This is a genomic window from Kribbella sp. NBC_01510, from assembly GCF_045040325.1.
Lineage (GTDB): Bacteria > Actinomycetota > Actinomycetes > Propionibacteriales > Kribbellaceae > Kribbella.
Genome location: NZ_CP109418.1, coordinates 7,556,788 through 7,576,786 on the forward strand (window position 1 = coordinate 7,556,788; position 19,999 = coordinate 7,576,786).

The following is a 19,999-nucleotide window of genomic DNA, read 5'->3' on the forward strand; positions in this document are numbered from 1 at the left end:
CGATGCCCATGCTGGTCCCCCCAGCCGTCCCGGGACGTCCGGTCACGCCCCTTGGGTCAACGGTCCTCGCCCTGCGTCATCGCATCGTCAACGCTCCGTTGTGCCGTGAACCGCTGACCAGCGCGACCAGTTGCGCCGATGGCTCGATCCCGAGGTCGGCCCGGATCGCCTGCCGATGCAGCTCCAGCACCCGCCGCGCCTCGTAGACGTTGCCTTCGGCGAGGTGGACCTGGATCAGGCACCGGTTCGCGCTCTCCCGCAGCGGCTCGGCCCGTACGGCGGCCAGCGCGGCGTCGACCGCGACAGCGAATCGACCTGCCCGCGCCATCCGCAACGCCAGGCTCTCGAGCGAGTGGAGTCTGGTCTGCCGCCACCGCTCCCGATACGGGGGCAGCCACTCCTCGTACCAATCGGGCAGGAGCTCGGAGTCCAGCAGATCCAGGAGTTCGGCGCCGGCGTCCGGCGCCGCCCGGCTCTCCACGGACAGCGCCAGGGCGGTTGCCTCGAGGACGTCGACCGCGACGACCTCGGCCAGGTGCAGCCGGGTCCGGGTGGCGTCGAGTACGCGACCACCGGCCTGCTGGATCCGCCAGACCGCCGTCCGCAGGTTGGCGGCGGCATTGCCCTCGGCCGACTCCGGCCACAATGATCCGGCGACGTAGTCGCGCCGCAGCGTCCCGCCGTTCAGCGCGAGGAACGTCAGCAGCCGTTCGGCGTTCTGTGGCAGGGTGAGTGTGCGGCCGTCCGCACAGAGTGCGAAACCTCTCAACAGCGCAAGCCGCATCACCGGCATGCCCGTCCGCAGCGCCATCGCGTCCCCCCGACGTGCGCAATCAGATTGCCCTCTCCGAGGTTAGACCTCCACCGGCCCGCGGTACAGCCCCCGGCGTTTGGTTGCCGTCAGCAACATCACTGGTCGGTGATCGGGGCGGCGTGCGCCTCTGCGTAGCCGGCGGCGGCCAGGCGGTCGAGGGTCTTCTGGAGGACGGCGGTGTCCTCCAGCGTGCGGACCTCGGTGATCTTGCCCCAGCGGATCCGGAGGAACTGGTGGACGACGTTCTGGTAGCGCGAACCGTCGACCACGCCGACGTTGACGGTGACGGCGGTGGCCACGCGGGTGTTCCACGGCCAGCCGGCGACCAGGATGTCCTCGACGTCGAAGGTGGTGTTCGGCAGCAACCGGAAACAACGCTCCCACCAGCGCCGGAGCGCGTCGTGCGTGTGCCGCTCGCCGGACAGCGCGTGGTCACCGTAGAACCGGTAGGTGAACGCCGGCGCCATCCCGGCCACCATGGCCTCCCAGTTCCCCGCGCTGATCTGGGCGAAGGCGTTCCGCACCTGCATCGCCACGATCCGGTGGTACATGCCCCGGTCTCCCCTCGTCGGTCGTCGCCTCCACCGTAGAGATAGTGAGTTCAATAACGCAACTGACTAGAGTGGTGACATGCGGAACACCAGCTTCGCCTCGATGCACTGCTCGCTCGCCCAGTCCCTCGAACTCATCGGCGACTGGTGGACGCCCCTGGTGCTACGCGACCTCTACCTAGGTCTGGACCGCTTCGACCAGTTCGTCACCGATCTCGGGATCTCCCGCAATCTCCTCACCGACCGGCTCAACACGCTGATGGACGGTGGCCTCGTCGTGCGTACGCCGTACCGGCAGAATCCGGTCCGTTACGCCTACGAGCTGACCGAGGCCGGGCGGGAACTCGTGCCGATCCTCCTCACGCTCACCGCCTGGGGTGATCGCTGGGCGACGCCACCCGCGGGTCAGCCGCTGACCTTCACGCACGCCACCTGTGGGAAGGTCACCACGGCCACGGTTTGCTGCTCGGAGTGCGGCGACGCACTGACCGCTGAGGACGTCACGCCGTCGGCCGGACCGGGGGGTCGGACAGCGCGGGGGACCGCGCTGATCGCGACAGTTCTCTCAGGCCGTTGATGCGAGCCGGAGGCGGAGCAGCTCCTTGAGCGGCATGGATTCGCCGTCCCGGGCGCCCTGGCCGACGACGAGCGGTGGGTCGGAGGGAAGGATGTCGACGCCCGCGAGGCGGGACTTCAGGCTGGCGGGAACGCCGAGGATGTAGAAGTTGGCGTCGACGTCGACACCCAACGAGCGGTTGCGACGGAGATACCAGCCGATGACACCGGTCCGATAGCTCGCCCCCGAACCCACGACCTGGGCTCGCAGCGGCTCGGGCTCCACACCCCGCGCCCGCATCTCCTTGACGAAGCCGACCAGCAGTTCCCGCGCCTGCACCGACTCGCCGGCCTTCCGGCGCTCCAGCGCGGCGGCCTGCGCAGCGGCCGCCTCGCGCCGTTCCGCACGCCAGTTCGCCTGATCGCCCACGCCGCCAGCCTAGTTGCCTGCCCGGGGACGACGCCGACGTGGGTTCGTACCAGCGATGGATGGATTCGATCGCTGGTACGAGACGTCGCCCGGCCGAAGGTCAACCCAGGTTCGGAGCTGTCTCGGCCCGGACCGCCAGTTCCCCAACCAGGCGTTGCCAGGCTCGGTCGAGGCCGGCCGCGACACAACCGGCCACGACCGTCTCGGTGCCCAGCACGCTGGCCTTCACCTCCGGAACGACCGGCGCGAGCATGCGGACCTGGTTGACGACGGCTTCGAGGAAGCCGGGCGCCTGGCCGATCCCGCCACCCAGCACGATCAGCTCGGGATCGACGACCGTGATGACGGTGCACACCGCCTTCGCCACGAGGAGTGCCTCCTCGGCCACCACCCCGGCCGCGACCGCATCGCCGCGCGCCGCCGCCGCGAAGACCTTCTCGGCCGACACCGCCCCGCGCACTCCGGCCCGTCGCGCGGCCCGGACCACGGCTGCCGCTGAGGCCGACGCGTCGAAGCCGCCTCGCTTGCGAGCGTCCCGCTGATCACTTCCGCTGCCCTCGGTGAACGGCAGATAACCGATCTCGCCGGCCACCCCGTGTGAACCGTGCCGGAGTTTGCCGTCCAGCACCAGCCCCATCCCGATCCCGGTGCCGACCGAAACGAACGCGAAGCTGTCGACGTCCCGGCCGTGGCCGTGCACCCGCTCCGCCAGCGCGGCTGCGTCCACGTCGTTCTCGATCATCAGCGACGGCCCGAAGCGATCACGCAGCGCGGTCAGCGTCGCCGGCGAGTCCCACCCGGACAGTCGCCCGGTCAGGGTCAACGCGTCGAGCCGGGCGTCGTACACACCGGGGCTGCCGATCACGGTTTGGGTCAACTGCCCGGCCGTGATCCCCGCATCGGCCGCGAGCGTCGCCGCCAGGTCCGAGAGCTCCTGGATCCGCGCCATCGCGTCCGCGGCCTTGGTCCGCACGTTCAACCGGCAGCGGGTGTTCCCGGCCAGGTCAGCGATCGCGCCACGCAGGAACTCCCGCCCGACATCGAGCCCGAGCACGAACCCTCCCTCCGGCCGCACCTCATACAGGCGCGCAGCCGGCCCGGGCACGCCTGTCCGCTGACCGGTCGCGTGCACCAGCCCGGCGCGCTCGATCGTGGTCAGCGCCGCCGACACCGTCGGCTTGGACAGCCCGGAGAGCTGGGAGAGTTCGGTCCGCGATACCGGACCGGACCGCCGGATGTGCTCCAGCAGGACCTGCTCGTTGATCGCTCGGATCAGTTGCGGGCGCGCCGCGGAGGCACCTCCGGCGACTACCGTCACGTCGACCCCCTTTGCGTCCATAACGCTTCGAGCAGCAGTCACAGTTAGCCCTTGTGCCAACGGTGATTGTTAAGTTAGTTTCCTATCGATTCTATTGGTCGGGACGAGGAGTTGCCAGTCCATGATTCGTCCGCCGGTCGTCCTCGGACTCGACTTCGGTGGGACCAAGATCGCCGTTGCCGTCGGCGACTTGTCCGGCCGGCGTCTCGGTGTCACGAAGCTCGACACCCTGGCCGAGGCCGGAGCAGCGGCGGCGATGGAGCGCGGTCTGAGCGCGGGCCGCGACCTGCTGACCGACGTCGCGCCCGGCCAGGAGCTCGCCGGTGTCGGCGCGGCCACCCTCGGCATCCCGTACGACGACCGCGTCGAGCTCGCACCCACCTTTCCCGGCTGGGGTGAGCTGCCGTTCGGGCAACTGGTCCGCGACGCCTTCCCCGGCATCCCGGTCCGGCTCGGGACGGACGTGAAGGCGGCCGCCGCGGCCGAGCTGCGGTGGGGCGCGCTGACCGGCTGCGATCCGGGCCTCTACCTCAATCTCGGCACCGGTCTCGCGACCGCGATCGTTGCCGGTGGCACCGTGATCTCCGGGGCGCACGGCGCGTCCGGCGAGGTCGGCTACAACTTGCGCTCGGCCGCCGACGTTTGGATCAGTGCCGACGAGCGCACGATCCTGGAACATGTCGTCAGTGGCCAGGCACTCGAGACAACCGGTAGCGCCCGGCTGGGCCGACCGGTCACGGCGGCCGATGTCTTCGCGATGGCATCGACACAGCCGGACGCCGCTGTACTCGCGGCGGAGTTCCATCGCGAACTGGCGATGCATGTCGTCAACCTGGCGATCGCCATCGACCCGGTCCGGATCGTCGTCGGTGGCGGACTGGTCGGTGCGTGGGACCGGATCGCCCCTGAGCTGCGCCGGGCACTCGACGCGGCAGTCCCCTTCCCACCGGAGCTGACAGTGGCCCGATTCCCTTCGGACGCGCCGCTGGTGGGGGCACTCGCCCTCGGTGTCGAGGCCGCGGGTGCGGTTCTCGGCGCGGAGGCATTCGCATGACCATCAGTTCGAGGAGTGAAAGGCAGAGACGATGAGGGGCATCAAACGGATCGCCGGCACGGCGATCGCGGTCGGCGTACTGGCCGCCGCGGGCTGTGGGGGCGGTGACAAGCCGGTCGGGAGCGCGTCGTCCAGCAACAACCCGTCGTCCTCGGCGAGCAACGGCGCAGGGCAGTTCAAGAAGGGCGGCACCGTCACGATCGCCAACGTGGGCGGGCAGACCTGGCCGTGCCAGTTCAACCCGTTCAACCCGTCGGTCAACCAGGTGGCACTCGGCTTCGTCTACGAGCCGCTGACGTTCGTCAACGTGCTCAAGGCCGGTGCCACCACGCCCATGCTGGCCAGCGACTTCACCTGGTCGCCGGCCAAGGACTCGATCGTCTTCACCATCCGCGACGGGGTGAAGTGGAGCGATGGCCAGCCCTTCAGCGCCGACGACGTGGTCTACACGTTCAACCTGATGAAGCAGCAGCCGGCCCTGGACCTCTACGCGTTGTGGACCGGTGCCGGGCTGACCAGCGTCACCGCGGCCGGCAACAAGGTCACGATGAAGTTCAAGGGCGCGGCCGAGCCGTACTTCTTCAACTTCGCCAACCAGGTCGGCATCGTGCCGAAGCACATCTGGTCCACCGGTGAAGCGGCGGCCAAGCCGGCCACCTGGCCGAACACGAAACCGGTCGGCACCGGGGCGTTCACGGTCGAGTCCTGCACCAGCAACAACATCTCCTACGTTGCCAATGGCAGCTACTGGCAGCCGGGCAAGCCGTACGTGGAGAAGGTCCAATACCCGGCGTACCTGGACAACAACCCGGCCAACCTCGACCTGGCCAGCGGCAAGGCCCAGTGGGGCGGTCAGTACATCCCGAACATCGACAACTTCTACAAGTCCAAGTCGCCGGACAACAACTACTGGTTCCCGCCGACCGCGAACGTGGCACTCGTCCCGAACAACGATCCGTCCCGCCCGGCGACCAGCAAGCTGGCGGTCCGGCAGGCGCTCGCGTACGCACTCGACCGCGAGCAGATCTCGAAGATCGGTGAGAGCGGCTACCAGCCGGCCGCGAACCAGAGCGGCGTCGTCACGCCGACGTTCGACAAGTACTACGACAAGGACGCGGTCACCGCCGCCGGCTACGACAAGCCGAACCCGGACAAGGCCAAGCAGCTCCTGCAGAGCGCGGGCTACTCGTCGTCCAACCCGCTCAAGCTCAGCGTCATCACGGTCACCGGCTACACCGACTGGGATGCGTCCCTCGCGGTCGTCAAGCAGCAACTCGCAGCCGTCGGGGTCGAGCTGAGCATCCAGGACCTGCAGCAGCAGTCGTACAACCAGAAGCTCTACACCGGTGACTACGACCTCGCCTACTCCAGCCTGTCCGGCGGCCCCACGCCGTACTACGAGCTGCGGCAACTGCTGTACTCGAAGAACACGGCGCCGATCGGCAAGCAGGCGAACAGCAACTACTCGCGGTACAGCAACCCCGAGGTGGACAAGCTGTTCGACCAGTACGCGAGCGCCGACCCGGACACGCAGGTCAAGCTGATCAAGCAGATCTCGGGCTACATGATCAAGGACGTGCCGATCATCCCGACCACCGAGTCGGTCGACTGGTACCAGTACAACACCAAGGACCTGCAGGGCTGGCCGACGCAGGACGACCCCTACGCCCAGCCCGCGCCGTACAACATCCCCGACGTCGGACAGGTCCTGACGAACCTGTACTCCAAGTCGGCCCAGAAGTAAGGAATCGTTCGTGAGAGTGAGCTCGAGGAGCTGGTGGTCGTGCGGTACCTGATACGTCGTCTCGGGTTCTTCGTGCTCACTCTCTGGGCAGCGATGACGCTGAACTTCTTCATCCCGCGGATGATGCCCGGCAGTCCCGAGGAGGCACTGCGGCAGCGGCTCAGCAAGGGCGGCGCGGTCGTCACGGCAGAGCAGTTGCAGACCGTCCTGGCCGAGTTCGGGTTCGATCCGAACAAGAACCTCGCACTGCAGTACATCGAGTACCTCAAGGCGATGGTGACCGGGCACTGGGGCGTGTCGATCGGCAGCAGCCTCGGTGTCCCGGTGACCACGCTGATCGGCAGCGCGTTGCCGTGGACGGTCGGCCTCGTCGGCATCGCAACCATCCTGGCGTTCCTCATCGGCACGTTCATCGGCACGATCGCCGGCTGGCGTCGCGGCGGGCTGATCGACGGGGTCGTGCCGCCGCTCTTCATCGTGACGTCGGCGCTGCCGTACTTCTGGGTCGCGCTGCTGTTCATCTCGTTGTTCGCGATCGGCAGCCATCCGGTCCTGCCCAACGACTTCAACTACGATCAGGGGTTGACGCCGGGCTTCAACCCCGAGTTCATCGGCAGCGTGCTCAAGCACGGCATCCTGCCGGCCGGAACCATCCTGATCACCGCGATCGGTGGCTGGATCCTGACCATGCGCAACAACATGGTCACCACGCTGGCCGAGGACTACGTCCGGATGGCCCGGGCCAAGGGAATCCCGAGCCGGAAGATCATGTTCGGGTACGCCGGCCGGAACGCATTCCTGCCCAATCTGTCCGGGTTCGCGATGTCGCTCGGCTTCGTCATCTCCGGCACGATCCTGGTCGAGTACGTGTTCAACTACCCCGGCCTGGGTTACATGTTCTACAACGCCACCGTGAGCACGGACTACCCACTGCTGCAGGCGCTGTTCCTGCTGGTGACGCTGGCCGTGCTGATCTGTGTCCTGCTCTGCGACTTCGCGGTGTTCCTGCTCGACCCGCGAGCCCGGACGAAGGGTTGATTTGATGAGCGCGATCGTCACCGGCGCCGCCGCGCCCGCAGCACCGACCGCGACCCGCCGCCCCCGGGGCGGCCTGTTGCGGGCCGTCCTGCACAACCGCAAGGCCATGGTCGGCGTGGGTCTGCTGGTCCTCTTCGTCCTGCTCGCGGCGTTCCCCCACCTCTTCGTCCCCTGGCTGCACGGCGATCCGCGCGCGATCGGCGACATGCCGCTGGCGAAACCGTCCAGCGAACACTGGCTCGGTACGACGGGCCTCGGCCAGGACGTGTACGCCGAGCTCATCTACAGCACCCGCGAGTCCCTGGTCATCGCGATCGTCGCGGGTCTGGGCGCGACGATCCTGTCCGTCATCATCGGTGTCTCGGCTGCGTATCTCGGCGGCTACGCGGACGACGGGCTCTCGATGCTGACCGACATCTTCCTGGTGCTGCCGACGTTCCCGCTGATCATCGTGCTGGCGACGTACGCCGGTAAGGGCAATCTGACGGTGATCATCATCGTGCTGATCCTGACGGGTTGGTCCTACGGCGCCCGCCAGATGCGCGCGCAGGCGTTGTCGCTGCGTAACCGGGACTTCCTCGAGTCGGCCCGGGTCCGAGGCGAGCGGTCGTCGTACATCATCGTGGTCGAAGTGCTGCCGACGATGATCTCGCTGATCGTCGCGAACTTCCTCGGCGCCGCGCTGTACGCGGTGCTCACCGCGGCCGGCCTGCAGTTCCTCGGGCTCGGCGACCCCAACTCGCTGAGCTGGGGCACGATGCTGTACTGGGCCCAGAACCAGGGCGCCCTGGTGAACGGCCTGCCGGCGTGGGCGCTCTCGCCGGGCCTGGCGGTCGCGCTGCTCGGTGTTTCGTTTGCCCTGCTCAACTACGCGTTCGACGAGATCAGCAACCCCGCGCTGCGGCCGGTTCGGAGGCGACGTGCCAAGTAGCACTGAGGGCAAGCCAATCCTCGAGGTCCGTGATCTCACCGTCGAGTACGACACCGGCGGCGATCGTCCGGTCGTCGCCGTCGACGCGGTGGATCTCGACGTACACGCGGGTGAGTTCGTCGGCGTGGTCGGCGAGTCGGGCTGCGGCAAGTCGACGTTGTTGTTCGCCATCGCCCAGCTGCTGAGCCCTCCGGCCGCGATCACCGGCGGCAGCGTGACGTTCCAGGGCCAGAACCTGGTCGCGATGAGCGAGAAGAAGCTGGCGGCGTTGCGCTGGCGTGACTACTCCGTGGTCATGCAGAGCGCGATGAACGCTCTCAACCCGGTAACGAGCATCGGCGCTCAGTTCAACGACGCGATCATGGCGCACGACGAACCGGTGGCCGACGAGCGCCCGGCCGAGGTACTGCGACTGGTCGGCATCGACCCGATCCACCTGAAGAGCTTTCCGCATCAGCTCAGCGGCGGGATGCGGCAACGGGCCATGATCGCGATGGCGCTGCTGTTCACGCCGGACCTCATCATCATGGACGAGCCGACCTCGGCTCTCGACGTGGTGGCGCAACGGTCGCTGATGGTGCAGATCAAGGAACTGCAGCGACGACTCGGATTCGCGGTCCTCTTCGTCACCCACGACATGTCGCTGATCAGCCACTTCTCCGACCAGCTCATGGTGATGTACGCCGGCCAGGTGGTCGAGTTCGGCGCCACCCGGGCGGTCTTCGATCATCCCGCCCATCCCTACAGTGAGGGGCTGCTCGACGCGTTCCCGTCGATCCGCGGGCCGAAGGTGCCGCTGACCGGGATTCCCGGCGCCCCGCCGAACCTCGCCGACCCGCCGAGCGGTTGCCGCTTCCAGCCGCGCTGCCCGAAGGCGTTCGAGGACTGCCCGAAGATCGCGCCCGAGCTCTACCAGGTCGGCCCCGTGCAGGCTCGTTGCCTCCTCCACGCCCCCGGCCATATCCAGGCCGAAGAGCCCGTCCGGGAGACGACACCATGACTGTGTTTTTGGCCGGGCCTTCGGCGCCGGCGTGGTCATGGGGCCTTGGCTCCCGGCCTTCCCTCGTCGCTCCGGTCGCTGCGCCTTTGGCCGCGCCTCCGGCACGGCGGGTCATGGGGCTTTCACTCCCAGCCTTCCCTCGTCGCTCCAGTCGCTTCGCTCCCTACACTCCTCAGTCCAGGCCGGGAGGCCCCACGACCGCGCTCCCTCCACTCCTCAGTCCAGGCCGGGAGGCCCCATGACCTCGGTGAGCACCGACCAGATCGCAGCGACCGATGCGGACGAGGCGCCGCTGCTCGAGACCAAGAAGCTGAGCCGGCACTTCCGGGTCGGCCGCGGCCTCTCCAAGCAGCTGCTGCACGCCGTCGACGATGTAAATCTCACCATCGGCCGGCAGGAGATCGTCGCGCTGGCCGGCGAGAGCGGCAGCGGGAAGAGCACCATCGCCCGTCTGCTCGCCGGGGTCTACCGGCCGACGAGCGGCGAGATCTACTACCAGGGCCGGCCCATGTCGAGCATGGGGTCGCGACGGGATCAGTTGGCCTACCGTGGCGACGTACCGATGGTGTTCCAGGACCCCTTCGGCTCGCTCAACCCCGCCTTCCGGGTGTCCCACGGCGTCTTGCGCAGCCTGAAGCTGCACCGCCGCGACCTCACCAGAGCCCAGCGCCTCGAAGAAGCCGAGCGCGTCATCGAGGCGGTCGGACTGTCGCCGGCGGGCGACATCATGAACCGCTATCCGTACGAGCTCAGCGGCGGCCAGCGGCAGCGCATCGGGTTCGCCCAGGCGCTGGCGCACAAGCCCAAGCTCATCCTGGCCGACGAGCCGGTCTCGATGCTCGACGTGTCGATCCGCATCGGCCTGCTCAACCTGATGGCGGAGCTGCGCCGCTCCGAAGGCGTGTCGTTCCTCTACATCACGCACGACATCGCGAGCGCGCGGTACGTCGCGGACCGGCTGATGATCATGTACGCCGGTCACATCGTGGAGTCCGGTCCGGCGGAGTCGGTGCTGGCCAACCCGAAGCACCCCTACACGGACCTCCTGCTCGGGGCGGTCCCGGATCCGCGGGCACCGCTGACGGCGGCGGTCGAAGGCGACACAGGTGAGCCGCCGAAGGTCATCGATCCGACGCCCGGCTGCCGGTTCCGCTGGCGCTGCCCGCTGGTCGTCGACAAGTGCCACCAGGTCACGCCGGTCCTCCGCCGCCTCGGCGAAGACCACGACGCCGCCTGCCACGTCGCCGAACCCGACCCCGGTTTCCCTGTCAGCTGACGCACGTCCTGGTCTGCTGCTGGATTACTGTTCGACGGTGGTCGAACACTGGCTTACAGTTGTTTCATGACTGTCGAACATCGCCGGGGTGTGGCGGGACTCGCGCTGATCGCGGCCTTCATGGTCTTCGTCGACGGCACGATCGTGAACGTCACCCTGGCCCAGCTCGCCACCCACCTGCACGCCTCTCGTGCCGAACTCGAGTGGGCCGTCAACGCCTACACGCTCTCCTTCGCCGCGGTGATGCTCGGCGCTGGCGCGATCACGGACACCCTCGGCGCGAAGCGGGCCTTCGTCGCGGGCGTGATCGTCTTCACCGCGTCGTCCGCAGTCTGCGCGGTCGCCACCTCGATGCTGATGCTCAACCTCGCGCGGCTCGTCCAGGGCGCCGGTGCCGCGCTGCTCCTGCCGAGCGCGCTCGTACTCGCGACCGCGTCCGCGACCGACGAGCACACGCGGCATCGCCTCGTCAGCTGGTGGGCCGCGGCCGGTGGCGTCGGCATGGCGGCCGGGCCGTTGCTGGGTGGCGCGCTCGTCGCGCTCGCGAACTGGCGGGCCGTCTTCGCCGTCAACGTGGTCATCGGGATCCCGGCCGTCGTGTGGAGTCTGCTCTCGATGCCTTCCGTCGTACGTCGAAGCCGGCGGCTCGACGTCGGTGGCATGGGCACCGCGACCGTGCTGATCGGTGGACTGGTGTTCGCGCTGATCGAGGCACCGGCGCTCGGCCGGCATCCCGCGGTCATCACCGCCGCCGCGCTGACCGTCGGCGGGCTGGTCGGCTTTGTCTGGGTCGAGCGGTCCATCCCCGAACCGCTGCTGCCGCCCGGCATCTACACCGATCGCGGCTTCGCCGTCACCGCCGTACAGGGCGCGTTGTTCAATTTCGCCTTCTACGGCGTGCTGTTCGCGCTGAGCCTGATGCTCCAGCAAGGCCGCGGACTCAGCGCGCTCGCCACCGGTCTGCTGTTCCTGCCGCTGACCGGGCTGATCTCGATCGGCAGCCTCTGCTCAACCCCGCTCGCGCAGCGCTTCGGCCGAGCGACCGTCCTGAGCGTCGGCCAGGCTGTCCTGGCGATCGCACTCCTCGCCCTGGCCTGGGCGGGCACATCCTCGGCGCTGTGGCCGCTGGTGCTTGCCCTGCTGCCGGCCGGCTTCAGCTCGGGTCTGCTCGTGCCCACCATGACCTCGCAGTCGATCGCCGCCGTCGAGCCCGCCCTGCACGGCGCCGCGTCCGCAGCCTTCAATACCTCCCGCCAGATCGGCGCGGCGGTCGGTGTCGCCATCTTCGGCCCACTCCTCGGCACCACGCACAGCTTCACCACCGGCTTCGTCACCTGCGTGATCGTCGCGTCCGCCGCCACCACGATCACGCTGTTCCTGACCACGCTCGCCACAGCGAGCACGGGGCTTGAACAATCGCTCGCCAACCAGGAACCTAGTGGTCTGGTCCGCACATGCAACGTTTTGAGTACCCGATCGCGTCTTTCATCGTGACGACGCCGGCCGGGGAGATCCGGGGTATCGCAGGCCGAACATGGGGGGACTGGGGTGGCTGCGCAGCGGAGCAGACGGTGGGGCACCACCGTCGCGCTCACCGTCGTGTGTGTGCTGGTGTGCGCGGTCGCGTTCGCCGGCGCGGTGACCGTGCTGATGCCGAGCACCCGGCAGCGCAGTACGACGGCGGCCGCCACCGGACCGCTCGGCCCGACCCCGAGCCTCCCGGCCCCGAGCCTCCCGGCCCCGAGCGACCCGGCCTCGACCGAGCCGATCCCGGGCGTCGACACCCCCGCTGCTCCCCCGCCGTCGACGCCGGTGGCCGTGACCGGGACCTACGAGTGCCCCGGCTACAGCGGCATCGAGTCGAAGGTCCCGGTGTCGATGGTCCTGCAGGACACCTTCGTCTGGGGCGACGATCCGCCGTACCGCGTCGGTGACGGCTCGGGCGACGTCAACTGGCGCTCCGACCCGTACCACAAGCCGAGCTGGTACATGTGGCTGCATTCGCTGCGCTGGCTGGGCCAGGGCATCAAGGCCGCCACGAACGGCGACCGGAAAGCCCTGACGCACGTGATGGCGATCATCCACGACTGGGTCCGCGACAACCCGTACTCGTGGAAGGGCGATGTCGGCGCCTGGGAGGCCACGATGCACCGCACCAACGTGCTGATCTGTGCTCGCCAGGCCGTGCTCGCGGGACTGCATGTCCGCTCACTGCCCGCGCAGTACGCCTGGCTGGATCAGTCGCTGCTCGATCATGCCCAGTTCATGACCGACAACTGGGGCGGACCGTCGAACCACGGGACGGACGAGAGCATCGCGATGTTCGGCGTCGGCTGCACGCTCAAGCGAGCAGATCTGAAGAGTCGCGCGGTCGAACGACTGACCGAGGCGATCACGACAGCCATCGACCCGCAGGGCTCGACGAACGAGCAGTCGGTCGGGTACGCCATGTTCAACTACCAGTTGTGGGGCCGCGCGACCACGGCCCTCAAGCGCTGCGGCGCCGATCCAGGACGGGTCATCGACGAGCGGCGCCGCGCGCTGGCGGAGTGGCTGGCACTCGCCACCAAGTCCACCGGCGAACTCCAGCAGGTCGGCGACGCCGTACGCCAGACGCCTCAGGGCGCCACCGGCACCGCCCTGGAGTACGCCGCGACGCTCGGACGGAGCGGTACGAAACCGACCGAGCGGACCGCGATCTTCGATGCCGGCTACGTGTTCGGGCGGACCGGCTGGGGCGAGACCCGGCCGTTCACGCAGGAATCGACGTACAGCATCCGGTTCGGCCCGGGCCGCCGGTATCACGGGCACGACGACCACATGTCGATCACCTACACCTCGCGCGGCCGGGACATCCTGATCGATCCCGGCCACTCGGGGTATCAGCTCGACAAGTGGCAGGCCTGGACCAAGAGCCAGGCCGCCCACAACGTGATGACGATCCCGTCGGCGAACACCGCCTCGGTGGAGACGCGGCTGGTCCGGGCGGCGATCGCACCGACCTCGGAGTACTACACGTTGACCGACAGCCCGGCGCCGGGTGTGCAGCGGACTCGGGACGTGCTCGTGCTGAAGGATCCTGATCTGATCGTCACCTTGGACCGTGGGCAGTCGGCCACCGACCAGCGGTACGAGACGTTGTGGCACCTGGCACCGGACCAGAAGGTGACGGTGCAGTCGCCGACCACGGCCGTCGCCGCCAAACCTGGCGATCGCACGAAGACCTATCTGCTGCAGATCCCTTACAGGCAACAGTTGCCCGCCGATGCCATCACCGTCGCGCAGGGTCAGCAGGATCCGGTGCAGGGCTGGTACTTCCTGGACATCTTCCACCGGCTGCCGGCCCCCGTGGTCAAGTTCAACCGGAACGCGACGAGTGCCACGATCCTGTCCGCCGTCGTGCCGGCCGGCACCGGCGAGTCGGTCGCGTTCACCAGCCGCACCGTCGGCACGATGTTCTTCGTCGATCTCACCGTCGGCCGGCGAAAGACCACCATCCGAGTGCTACCGGACGGCCGCCTCACGCGGATCAGCTGACTGCGCCGGGGCCGGATCTTGCTGTCGTCGTCATGGCCATCACGCTGGTGACGGACCGCGGTGGCGTGCTTCTTGATTCCTGACCGGTCACAGGAGGAGCGTCTGTGCTGTCTTGTTCTGGTGTGGGCCGCGCACGGCGGTCGGTGTACGGGAGGTTTGGGATGAGTAGTCATCCGGCGGGGCGGGATCACTGTCTCAGCGCGGCGCGGGCGGTGGATCGGCCGACTGGCGGGGCGCGGTACGGGCGGATGTTCGCGGGCCTGGAGCCGTTGGGCACCGACCCCCAGGTGCTGATGCGGGCGGGTGGTGACGGCGGGATCTGCGACGCCGCCGCCGAGCTCGACCGGAGCAGCGACGGCGACGACGCGACCGAGGCGGCCGGGTGGCCGTTCTTCGGGCAGATCATCGCCCACGACATCACCGCGGACCGCTCCCCCATCACCGGCGGCGTCGATCCCGAGGCGCTGCGGAACGCGCGGTCGCCGAAGCTCAACCTGGAGATCATGTACTCGGACGGCCCGGTCGGCTCGCCGTACCTGTTCGACGTCCACGACCCGGCCAAGTTCCTGCTCGGCCCCGACGGGTACGACGTACCGCGCAACCAGCAGGGCGTGGCACTGATCGGTGACCCGCGCAACGACGTACACCTGTTCACCCTGACTCTGCATGTCGCGCTGCTGCGTGCACACAATCGGATCGTCGACAATCTGCGGGCGAACGGCGTACCCGAGAGCGACGTCTTCGAGAAGGCCCGCACCACGCTCACCTGGCACTACCAGTGGATCGCGGTCCACGACTTCCTGCCGCGGCTCGTCGGACCGGACCTGGTCGAGGAAGTTCTCGCCAAGGGCGGCCGCTGGTTCGCGCCCGAGCCGATGAAGGCCTACATCCCGCTGGAGTTCGCCGACGCGGCCTTCCGCTACGGCCACGGTCAGATCCGGCACACGTACCGGCTCGTCGACGGCGGACCGGAGTTGCCACTGTTCCCCGATCTGGTCGGCTTCGGGCCGCCGAGCGCGGGTCGGCGACTGGACCTGACGCAGGTCTTCGACGTACCTGGCCGACCACCCGCGCAGCGCGCGAAGCGCCTCGACGGCCGGCTCGCCGCGAGCCTCATCGGCCTCCCCGAGCAGGTCACCGGCGTGGTCGACACCGCCGCCTACCGGTCCCTGGCAGTGCGCGACCTGCTCCGCGGCGACACCACCGGCCTGCCGAGCGGTGAGGCGCTCGCCAAGTACATCGGCGTACCGCCGCTCACTGTGGACGGATGGCCGGACGGCACCCCGCTGTGGTTCTACATTCTCAAGGAATCCGAGCACCTCGGCGGCGGTGACCGGCTGGGCCCGGTCGGCGGCCGGATCGTGGCGGAGGTCCTGATCGGTCTGCTCCGCGCCGACCCGGCCAGCTACCTGAGCCTCGAGCCGGACTGGGAGCCGACCCTGCCCGCCGCCGGCCCGGTGTTCGACCTGACCGACCTACTCATCCCGGGCGAGTCGAACTGAGCTCACCCGACTTGGGCTCCCCCGAACTGGCCTGACGAGAACTGAGCGCCGCAGCGTCGACCGCGGACGTGAACGCATCACGCGGACGCTGGACCGAGGCCAGCGACACGATGTCCCGGCCATAGAAGACAGCGGCCAGCCAGATCGCGAAGACGCGCACCTTGCGGTCCCACGTCGGGACCGCAAGGACGTGGTACCCGCGGTGCATCAGCCACGCGAGGAAGCCCTTGATGACGAGCCGGCGGTACTGGAAGATGCCTTTCCCCAACCCCAGCGTCGCCACAGCGCCAAGGCTGTGATGCACGTACTGCTTCGGCTCGCGTCCACGCATAGTCCGCACCAGGTTCTTCGCCAGCAGCTTCCCCTGCCGGACGGCGTTCTGCGCGTTGGGCACCGTGAATGCGCCTTCGGTCGGCGACGCCAGATCCGGTACGGCGGCGTCGTCGCCGGCCGCCCAGGCGTCGGGCACCGGATCCGTGTCGGTGCCGATCCGCAGGTCGGCCCGGACCTGGACCAGTCCGCGCGGCGTATGCGGAAGGTCGGTGTGGTTGCGCAGCAGCCGGGTCGCCGCGTTGCCGGCGGTCCAGACGATCAGCTCCGAGTCGAACTCGGTCCCGTCCGACAGCACGACGTGCCCGTCTTCGGCCGACGTCAGCGTGCAGCTCAGGTGGACCTGCGCACCGCGCCGCTCGAGCATCGAGACCACCCACCGGCCGGGCTGATCGGTGACCTCGGGCAGGATCCGGCCGGTCGCCTCGACCAGGTGGAAGGCAAGGTCGCTCTCGGACAGCTCCGGATAGCGCTTGAGCAAGGCGGTGGCCAGCGACAACAGCTCACCGAACCCTTCCACGCCGGAGAAGCCGCCGCCGACGAAGGTGATCGTCAACAATCGACGCCGCGCCGGACCGGGCTCGAGACAGGACGCCTCGTCGAACGCCGTCAGCAGCCGGTCCCGAATCGCGACCGCCTCCTCGACGTGCTTCATCCCGATCGCCCGCTCGGCCACACCGGGTACGTCGAAGGTCCGGGTCACCGCGCCCGCGGTCACCACGAGGACGTCGTACTCGAGCTCGAAGTCGGGCCCCTGGGTCGGCCGCACCGTGACCTTCCGCTGGGCGTGCTCGATCGCGGTGACCGAGCCGGAGACAATGCGGGTCCGGTCGAGGTTGCGACGCAACGAGACCGCGGCGTGGCGTGCCTCGACCGATCCCGAGACCACCTCGGGAAGGAAGGGCTGATAGGTCATGTACGGCCGCGGATCGACCACGACCACCTCGGCCTCACCACGCTTGAGCTTCTTCTCGAGCTTCCACGCCGTGTAAAAACCGGCGTACCCACCACCGACCACCAGGATCCTGCGCACGGGTGTCCTCTCTCCGGTCGAGACTCTGTAGTTGAAGACAACCCAGCCGCGTGGGTTGTGACGTATCAGGGGCGAAGCTGCTTGCGGGACGTGATGCCGAGCTTCTGGAAGACCTTGCGGAGATGCCACTCGACAGTGTGCTGGCTGAGGAAGATCTGCGCACCTATCTCGGCATTGGTCAGCCCCGCGCCGGCGAGCTCGGCGATGCGCGCCTCCTGCGCGGTCAAGGCATCGGCGGCGCGGCCGGTGCGCTCTCCGACCGTCTCTCCGGTGGCTGTCAGCTCACGGCTCGCGCGGTCGGCGAAGGCGTCGGCACCGGCCGTCGCGAACAGCTTGTACGCCGTCCGCAGCTGGACGCGTGCGTCTTGCCGCCGTCCCTCCCGCCGGAGCCACTCGCCGTACAGCAGCTGAGCCCGGGCAAGGTCCATCCGCATCCGAGTCCGGCCGAGACGCTCGATCGCCTCCTGGTACGCCGATTCCGCCTGCCGGCCCCTGGCCAGCAGGGCCTGCGACCGGGCCAGCAGGCCGAGACCCCACTCCGTGCCCGAGGACGTCGCGATCTCCCCCTGCAGCTTCAGCCCGTCGACCGCCAGCTCCGGCCGGCCGGTGCGAGCCGCCGCTTCGACCAGTTCGGGCAGCGCCCAGTTCGCCACGCCGTACTCGACCGGATAGGCCGTCGCCTCCCGCGCCGCCGCGAGTGCGTCCCCGTACTTCGCGAGGCCGTTGAACAGGACGGCGTTCGCCAGGTGACAGGTGCTCAGCCCACCGCCTTCGCCGCGGTTCGTCGCATCGTCCATACCAGCGGCGATCACGGCCGTGGCCCCGTCCTCGCGCCCACGCCAGGCCGCCAGGCTCATCGCGCCGTACGGCGTCAGGTCCGCGCCGGTCGCGTCATTGATGTTGTTGATCTCCGCGACCAGCGAGCCGGCCGCGGCGAGGTCGCCGGTGAACAGGCTGAGGTGCACTCGGTGGTTCAGGACCAGCAGGAGTTCGTTGAGGTCGCCGAGCCGGCGGGCGATCCGCACGTGCCGGGAGGTCAAGGCGTCCCAGCCCTCGTCGTCCCAGAGGTCGACTGCCAGCAGCTCCGCGTGCCAGAGCCACCGCATATCGTCTTGATCCGGCGTGCCGTTCGTGCTGGAGAACAACCGGATCACCTCCCGGGCAAGCGGCACTGCGTCGGGGTACCCGTCGGTGAACAACACCGCGACACCGTCCAGCAGGACGTCATGTTTGCGCCGCCGATCCGGTGTCGGCGCGGCCCGGGCCGCCAGCGCTGCCTCGGCGAGTGCGTCGGAGCCATCCGGTCCTGAGGTCCGGCCGAACCGCCCCGCGAACTGCGCGGCCACGATCGCCTCGATATAGGTCTCGCGGGCCAGGCCGAGGTCCAGCGGTTCGAGGCGGCGGGCCGCCGCCAGCAAGAGCGGCCCCGACTCGCGCCCATGGCCCGAAGCGAAGGCGATCTGGGCGCGGAGGAGCTCCACCCGTGCCTGGTGCAGGCCGTTCATCGGACCCTCGCCGGCGGTAACGAGCAGCCGCAGCGCGATCTCGAACGCGCCGGCCCGCAGTGTCGCCTGCGCGGCGGCGAGAGCGCGGACCGCCCGAGTGGACGGGTCCGGGGTCAGCTCGGTCGCCCGCTGGAGGAACGCTGCTGTCGCCGCGACGCCGCCGCGGCGCTGTGCCCGGTCCGCGGAGTTGACCAGTTCGGCGGCGACGTCCTCGTCGGGGCCGTCCGCGCCGTTCGCGCGGTGCCACGCCCGCCGGTCGGGATCGAGATCCGGGTCGGTCGCGTCGGCGAGGGCTTGATGCGCCTGGCGGCGATCGACGGGATCCGCCGCACGGTACGTCGCCGACCGGACCAGCGGATGCCGGAAGCGGACCCGCGCGCCGAGCTCGATCAGGCCCGCGGCCTCAGCGGGTGCGGCCGCGCTCATCGGCACGTCCAGGACCGCCAGCGCCCGCAGCAGCAGCGGTACGTCGCCGATCGGCTCGGCGGCCGCGGTCAGCAGCAACCGCTGCGTATCCACCGGGAGTGCCTGCACCCGGCGAGTGAAGTTCTGCTCGATCTGACTCGCCAACGGGCGAGCGTCCGGCCGCTCGAATCCACCCGCCAACTCACCCGCGGTCAGCCCGCTCGGCAACTCCAGCAGCGCCAGCGGATTGCCTCTGGTCTCGGAGACGATCCGATCCCGGACGTGCTCGTCCAACCGCCCGGGGACCACAGCGTCGAGGAGAGCCCCGGCGTGCCGGTCGGTCAGCCCACCGACCGGCAGCTCGGGGAAGCCGCGCCACTCCGGCCCGGTCACCGGCTCGCGGACGGCGAACACGAGGCCGATGCGGTCGGCGAACAAGCGGCGACCGACGAAGGTCAGCGCCTGGGCCGACGCCTGATCCAGCCACTGCGCGTCGTCGATGACGCACAGCAGCGGCCGGTTGTCGGAGGCCGCCGACAACAGACTCAACGCGGCCGCACCGACCAGGAACCGGTCCGGCGGACCACCGAACTCGAGCCCGAACGCGACTGCCAGCGCGTCACGCTGCGGGCGCGGCAGATGGTCCCCCAGGCTCAGCATCGGAGCACACAACTGATGCAGACCGGCGAACGGGAGCTCCATCTCGGCCTCGACGCCGGCCGCTCGTGCGACGCGGCAGCCGTCGGCCTGCCCGACCAGATACTCGAGCAGAGCGGACTTCCCGATGCCCGCCTCACCTCGGACGATCAGCACCTGGCCGTCGCCGGAGCGCACGCCGGACACCACCTGATCCAGCCGATTACACTCCGTTCGCCGCCCGCGTAGCTCGGGCGCCGGTCCACCAATCGCCATGGCTCCACCACCTCATCAGAGGCTAGAGCCCAAGGCCTGATGCGCGGTAGAACTCTGCAGTGTC

At 69.1% G+C, this 19,999-nt stretch carries 16 protein-coding genes; 10 read left to right on the forward strand and 6 right to left on the reverse strand.

Features of this window, described 5'->3' with window-relative positions:
* Positions 1-76 precede the first annotated feature (76 nt).
* Positions 77-811 (reverse strand): BTAD domain-containing putative transcriptional regulator, encoded by a 735-nt coding sequence (locus tag OG558_RS37095; protein ID WP_405067179.1) that lies wholly within the window; start codon positions 809-811, stop codon positions 77-79.
* A 98-nt stretch (positions 812-909) separates the two neighbouring features.
* On the reverse strand, positions 910-1,365 hold the full coding sequence (locus OG558_RS37100) for a nuclear transport factor 2 family protein (RefSeq protein WP_405067180.1): 456 nt from the start codon (positions 1,363-1,365) through the stop codon (positions 910-912).
* 79 nt (positions 1,366-1,444) lie between these two features.
* Here OG558_RS37100 and OG558_RS37105 point away from each other — a divergent pair, with 79 nt between their 5' ends.
* Positions 1,445-1,942 (forward strand): helix-turn-helix domain-containing protein, encoded by a 498-nt coding sequence (locus OG558_RS37105; RefSeq protein WP_329476446.1) that lies wholly within the window; start codon positions 1,445-1,447, stop codon positions 1,940-1,942.
* On the opposite strand, the gene OG558_RS37110 is transcribed toward OG558_RS37105, so the two are convergent.
* Both OG558_RS37110 and OG558_RS37115 read right to left on the reverse strand, forming a co-directional pair.
* Positions 1,931-2,350 (reverse strand): hypothetical protein, encoded by a 420-nt coding sequence (locus tag OG558_RS37110; protein WP_405067181.1) that lies wholly within the window; start codon positions 2,348-2,350, stop codon positions 1,931-1,933. The two genes, OG558_RS37105 and OG558_RS37110, sit on opposite strands and share 12 nt — an antisense overlap.
* Positions 2,351-2,450: 100 nt before the next feature.
* Entirely contained in the window at positions 2,451-3,668 is a 1,218-nt protein-coding gene (locus OG558_RS37115; protein WP_329476444.1) for an ROK family transcriptional regulator, read from the reverse strand.
* Positions 3,669-3,789: 121 nt separating this feature from the next.
* On the opposite strand from OG558_RS37115, the gene OG558_RS37120 reads away from it, so the two are divergent.
* The 9 genes from OG558_RS37120 to OG558_RS37160 all read left to right on the forward strand — a co-directional run bounded on the left by OG558_RS37120 (position 3,790) and on the right by OG558_RS37160 (position 15,750).
* Positions 3,790-4,722, forward strand: coding sequence for an ROK family protein (locus OG558_RS37120; protein WP_405067182.1), 933 nt, complete (start codon positions 3,790-3,792; stop codon positions 4,720-4,722).
* 31 nt (positions 4,723-4,753) lie between these two features.
* On the forward strand, positions 4,754-6,466 hold the full coding sequence (locus OG558_RS37125) for an ABC transporter substrate-binding protein (protein WP_405067183.1): 1,713 nt from the start codon (positions 4,754-4,756) through the stop codon (positions 6,464-6,466).
* 39 nt (positions 6,467-6,505) lie between these two features.
* The gene (locus OG558_RS37130) at positions 6,506-7,504 is read left to right on the forward strand and encodes an ABC transporter permease (protein WP_405067184.1); all 999 of its coding nucleotides are present in this window, start codon (positions 6,506-6,508) and stop codon (positions 7,502-7,504) included.
* 4 nt (positions 7,505-7,508) lie between these two features.
* A complete protein-coding gene (locus OG558_RS37135; RefSeq protein ID WP_405067185.1) occupies positions 7,509-8,435 on the forward strand; it encodes an ABC transporter permease in 927 nt (308 codons plus the stop codon).
* Positions 8,425-9,435, forward strand: a complete 1,011-nt coding sequence (locus tag OG558_RS37140) for an ABC transporter ATP-binding protein (protein ID WP_405067186.1) — start codon at positions 8,425-8,427, stop codon at positions 9,433-9,435. Before OG558_RS37135 ends, OG558_RS37140 begins: the two co-directional genes overlap by 11 nt.
* Positions 9,436-9,673: 238 nt before the next feature.
* A complete protein-coding gene (locus tag OG558_RS37145; protein WP_405067187.1) occupies positions 9,674-10,711 on the forward strand; it encodes an ABC transporter ATP-binding protein in 1,038 nt (345 codons plus the stop codon).
* A gap of 66 nt (positions 10,712-10,777) precedes the next feature.
* On the forward strand, positions 10,778-12,205 hold the full coding sequence (locus OG558_RS37150) for an MFS transporter (RefSeq protein ID WP_405067188.1): 1,428 nt from the start codon (positions 10,778-10,780) through the stop codon (positions 12,203-12,205).
* 54 nt (positions 12,206-12,259) lie between these two features.
* Positions 12,260-14,248, forward strand: coding sequence for a heparinase II/III family protein (locus tag OG558_RS37155; protein ID WP_405067189.1), 1,989 nt, complete (start codon positions 12,260-12,262; stop codon positions 14,246-14,248).
* Positions 14,249-14,409: 161 nt separating this feature from the next.
* Positions 14,410-15,750 (forward strand): peroxidase family protein, encoded by a 1,341-nt coding sequence (locus tag OG558_RS37160; protein ID WP_405067190.1) that lies wholly within the window; start codon positions 14,410-14,412, stop codon positions 15,748-15,750.
* On the opposite strand, the gene OG558_RS37165 is transcribed toward OG558_RS37160, so the two are convergent.
* Entirely contained in the window at positions 15,728-17,113 is a 1,386-nt protein-coding gene (locus OG558_RS37165; protein WP_329476434.1) for an FAD-dependent oxidoreductase, read from the reverse strand. The two genes, OG558_RS37160 and OG558_RS37165, sit on opposite strands and share 23 nt — an antisense overlap.
* Positions 17,114-17,178: 65 nt before the next feature.
* Complete coding sequence (locus tag OG558_RS37170; RefSeq protein WP_405067191.1) at positions 17,179-19,935, reverse strand: ATP-binding protein; 2,757 nt, start codon at positions 19,933-19,935, stop codon at positions 17,179-17,181.
* Positions 19,936-19,999 lie beyond the last annotated feature (64 nt).

Excerpts from the sequence above, each read along its gene's own strand:
- OG558_RS37095 (WP_405067179.1), bottom strand. The coding sequence starts at position 811 with ATGGCGCTGCGGACGGGCATGCCGGTGATGCGGCTTGCGCTGTTGAGA.
- OG558_RS37100 (WP_405067180.1), bottom strand. The coding sequence starts at position 1,365 with ATGTACCACCGGATCGTGGCGATGCAGGTGCGGAACGCCTTCGCCCAG.
- OG558_RS37105 (WP_329476446.1), top strand. The coding sequence starts at position 1,445 with ATGCGGAACACCAGCTTCGCCTCGATGCACTGCTCGCTCGCCCAGTCC.
- OG558_RS37120 (WP_405067182.1), top strand. The coding sequence starts at position 3,790 with ATGATTCGTCCGCCGGTCGTCCTCGGACTCGACTTCGGTGGGACCAAG.
- OG558_RS37125 (WP_405067183.1), top strand. The coding sequence starts at position 4,754 with ATGAGGGGCATCAAACGGATCGCCGGCACGGCGATCGCGGTCGGCGTA.
- OG558_RS37135 (WP_405067185.1), top strand. The coding sequence starts at position 7,509 with ATGAGCGCGATCGTCACCGGCGCCGCCGCGCCCGCAGCACCGACCGCG.
- OG558_RS37145 (WP_405067187.1), top strand. The coding sequence starts at position 9,674 with ATGACCTCGGTGAGCACCGACCAGATCGCAGCGACCGATGCGGACGAG.
- OG558_RS37150 (WP_405067188.1), top strand. The coding sequence starts at position 10,778 with ATGACTGTCGAACATCGCCGGGGTGTGGCGGGACTCGCGCTGATCGCG.
- OG558_RS37160 (WP_405067190.1), top strand. The coding sequence starts at position 14,410 with ATGAGTAGTCATCCGGCGGGGCGGGATCACTGTCTCAGCGCGGCGCGG.
- OG558_RS37170 (WP_405067191.1), bottom strand. The coding sequence starts at position 19,935 with ATGGCGATTGGTGGACCGGCGCCCGAGCTACGCGGGCGGCGAACGGAG.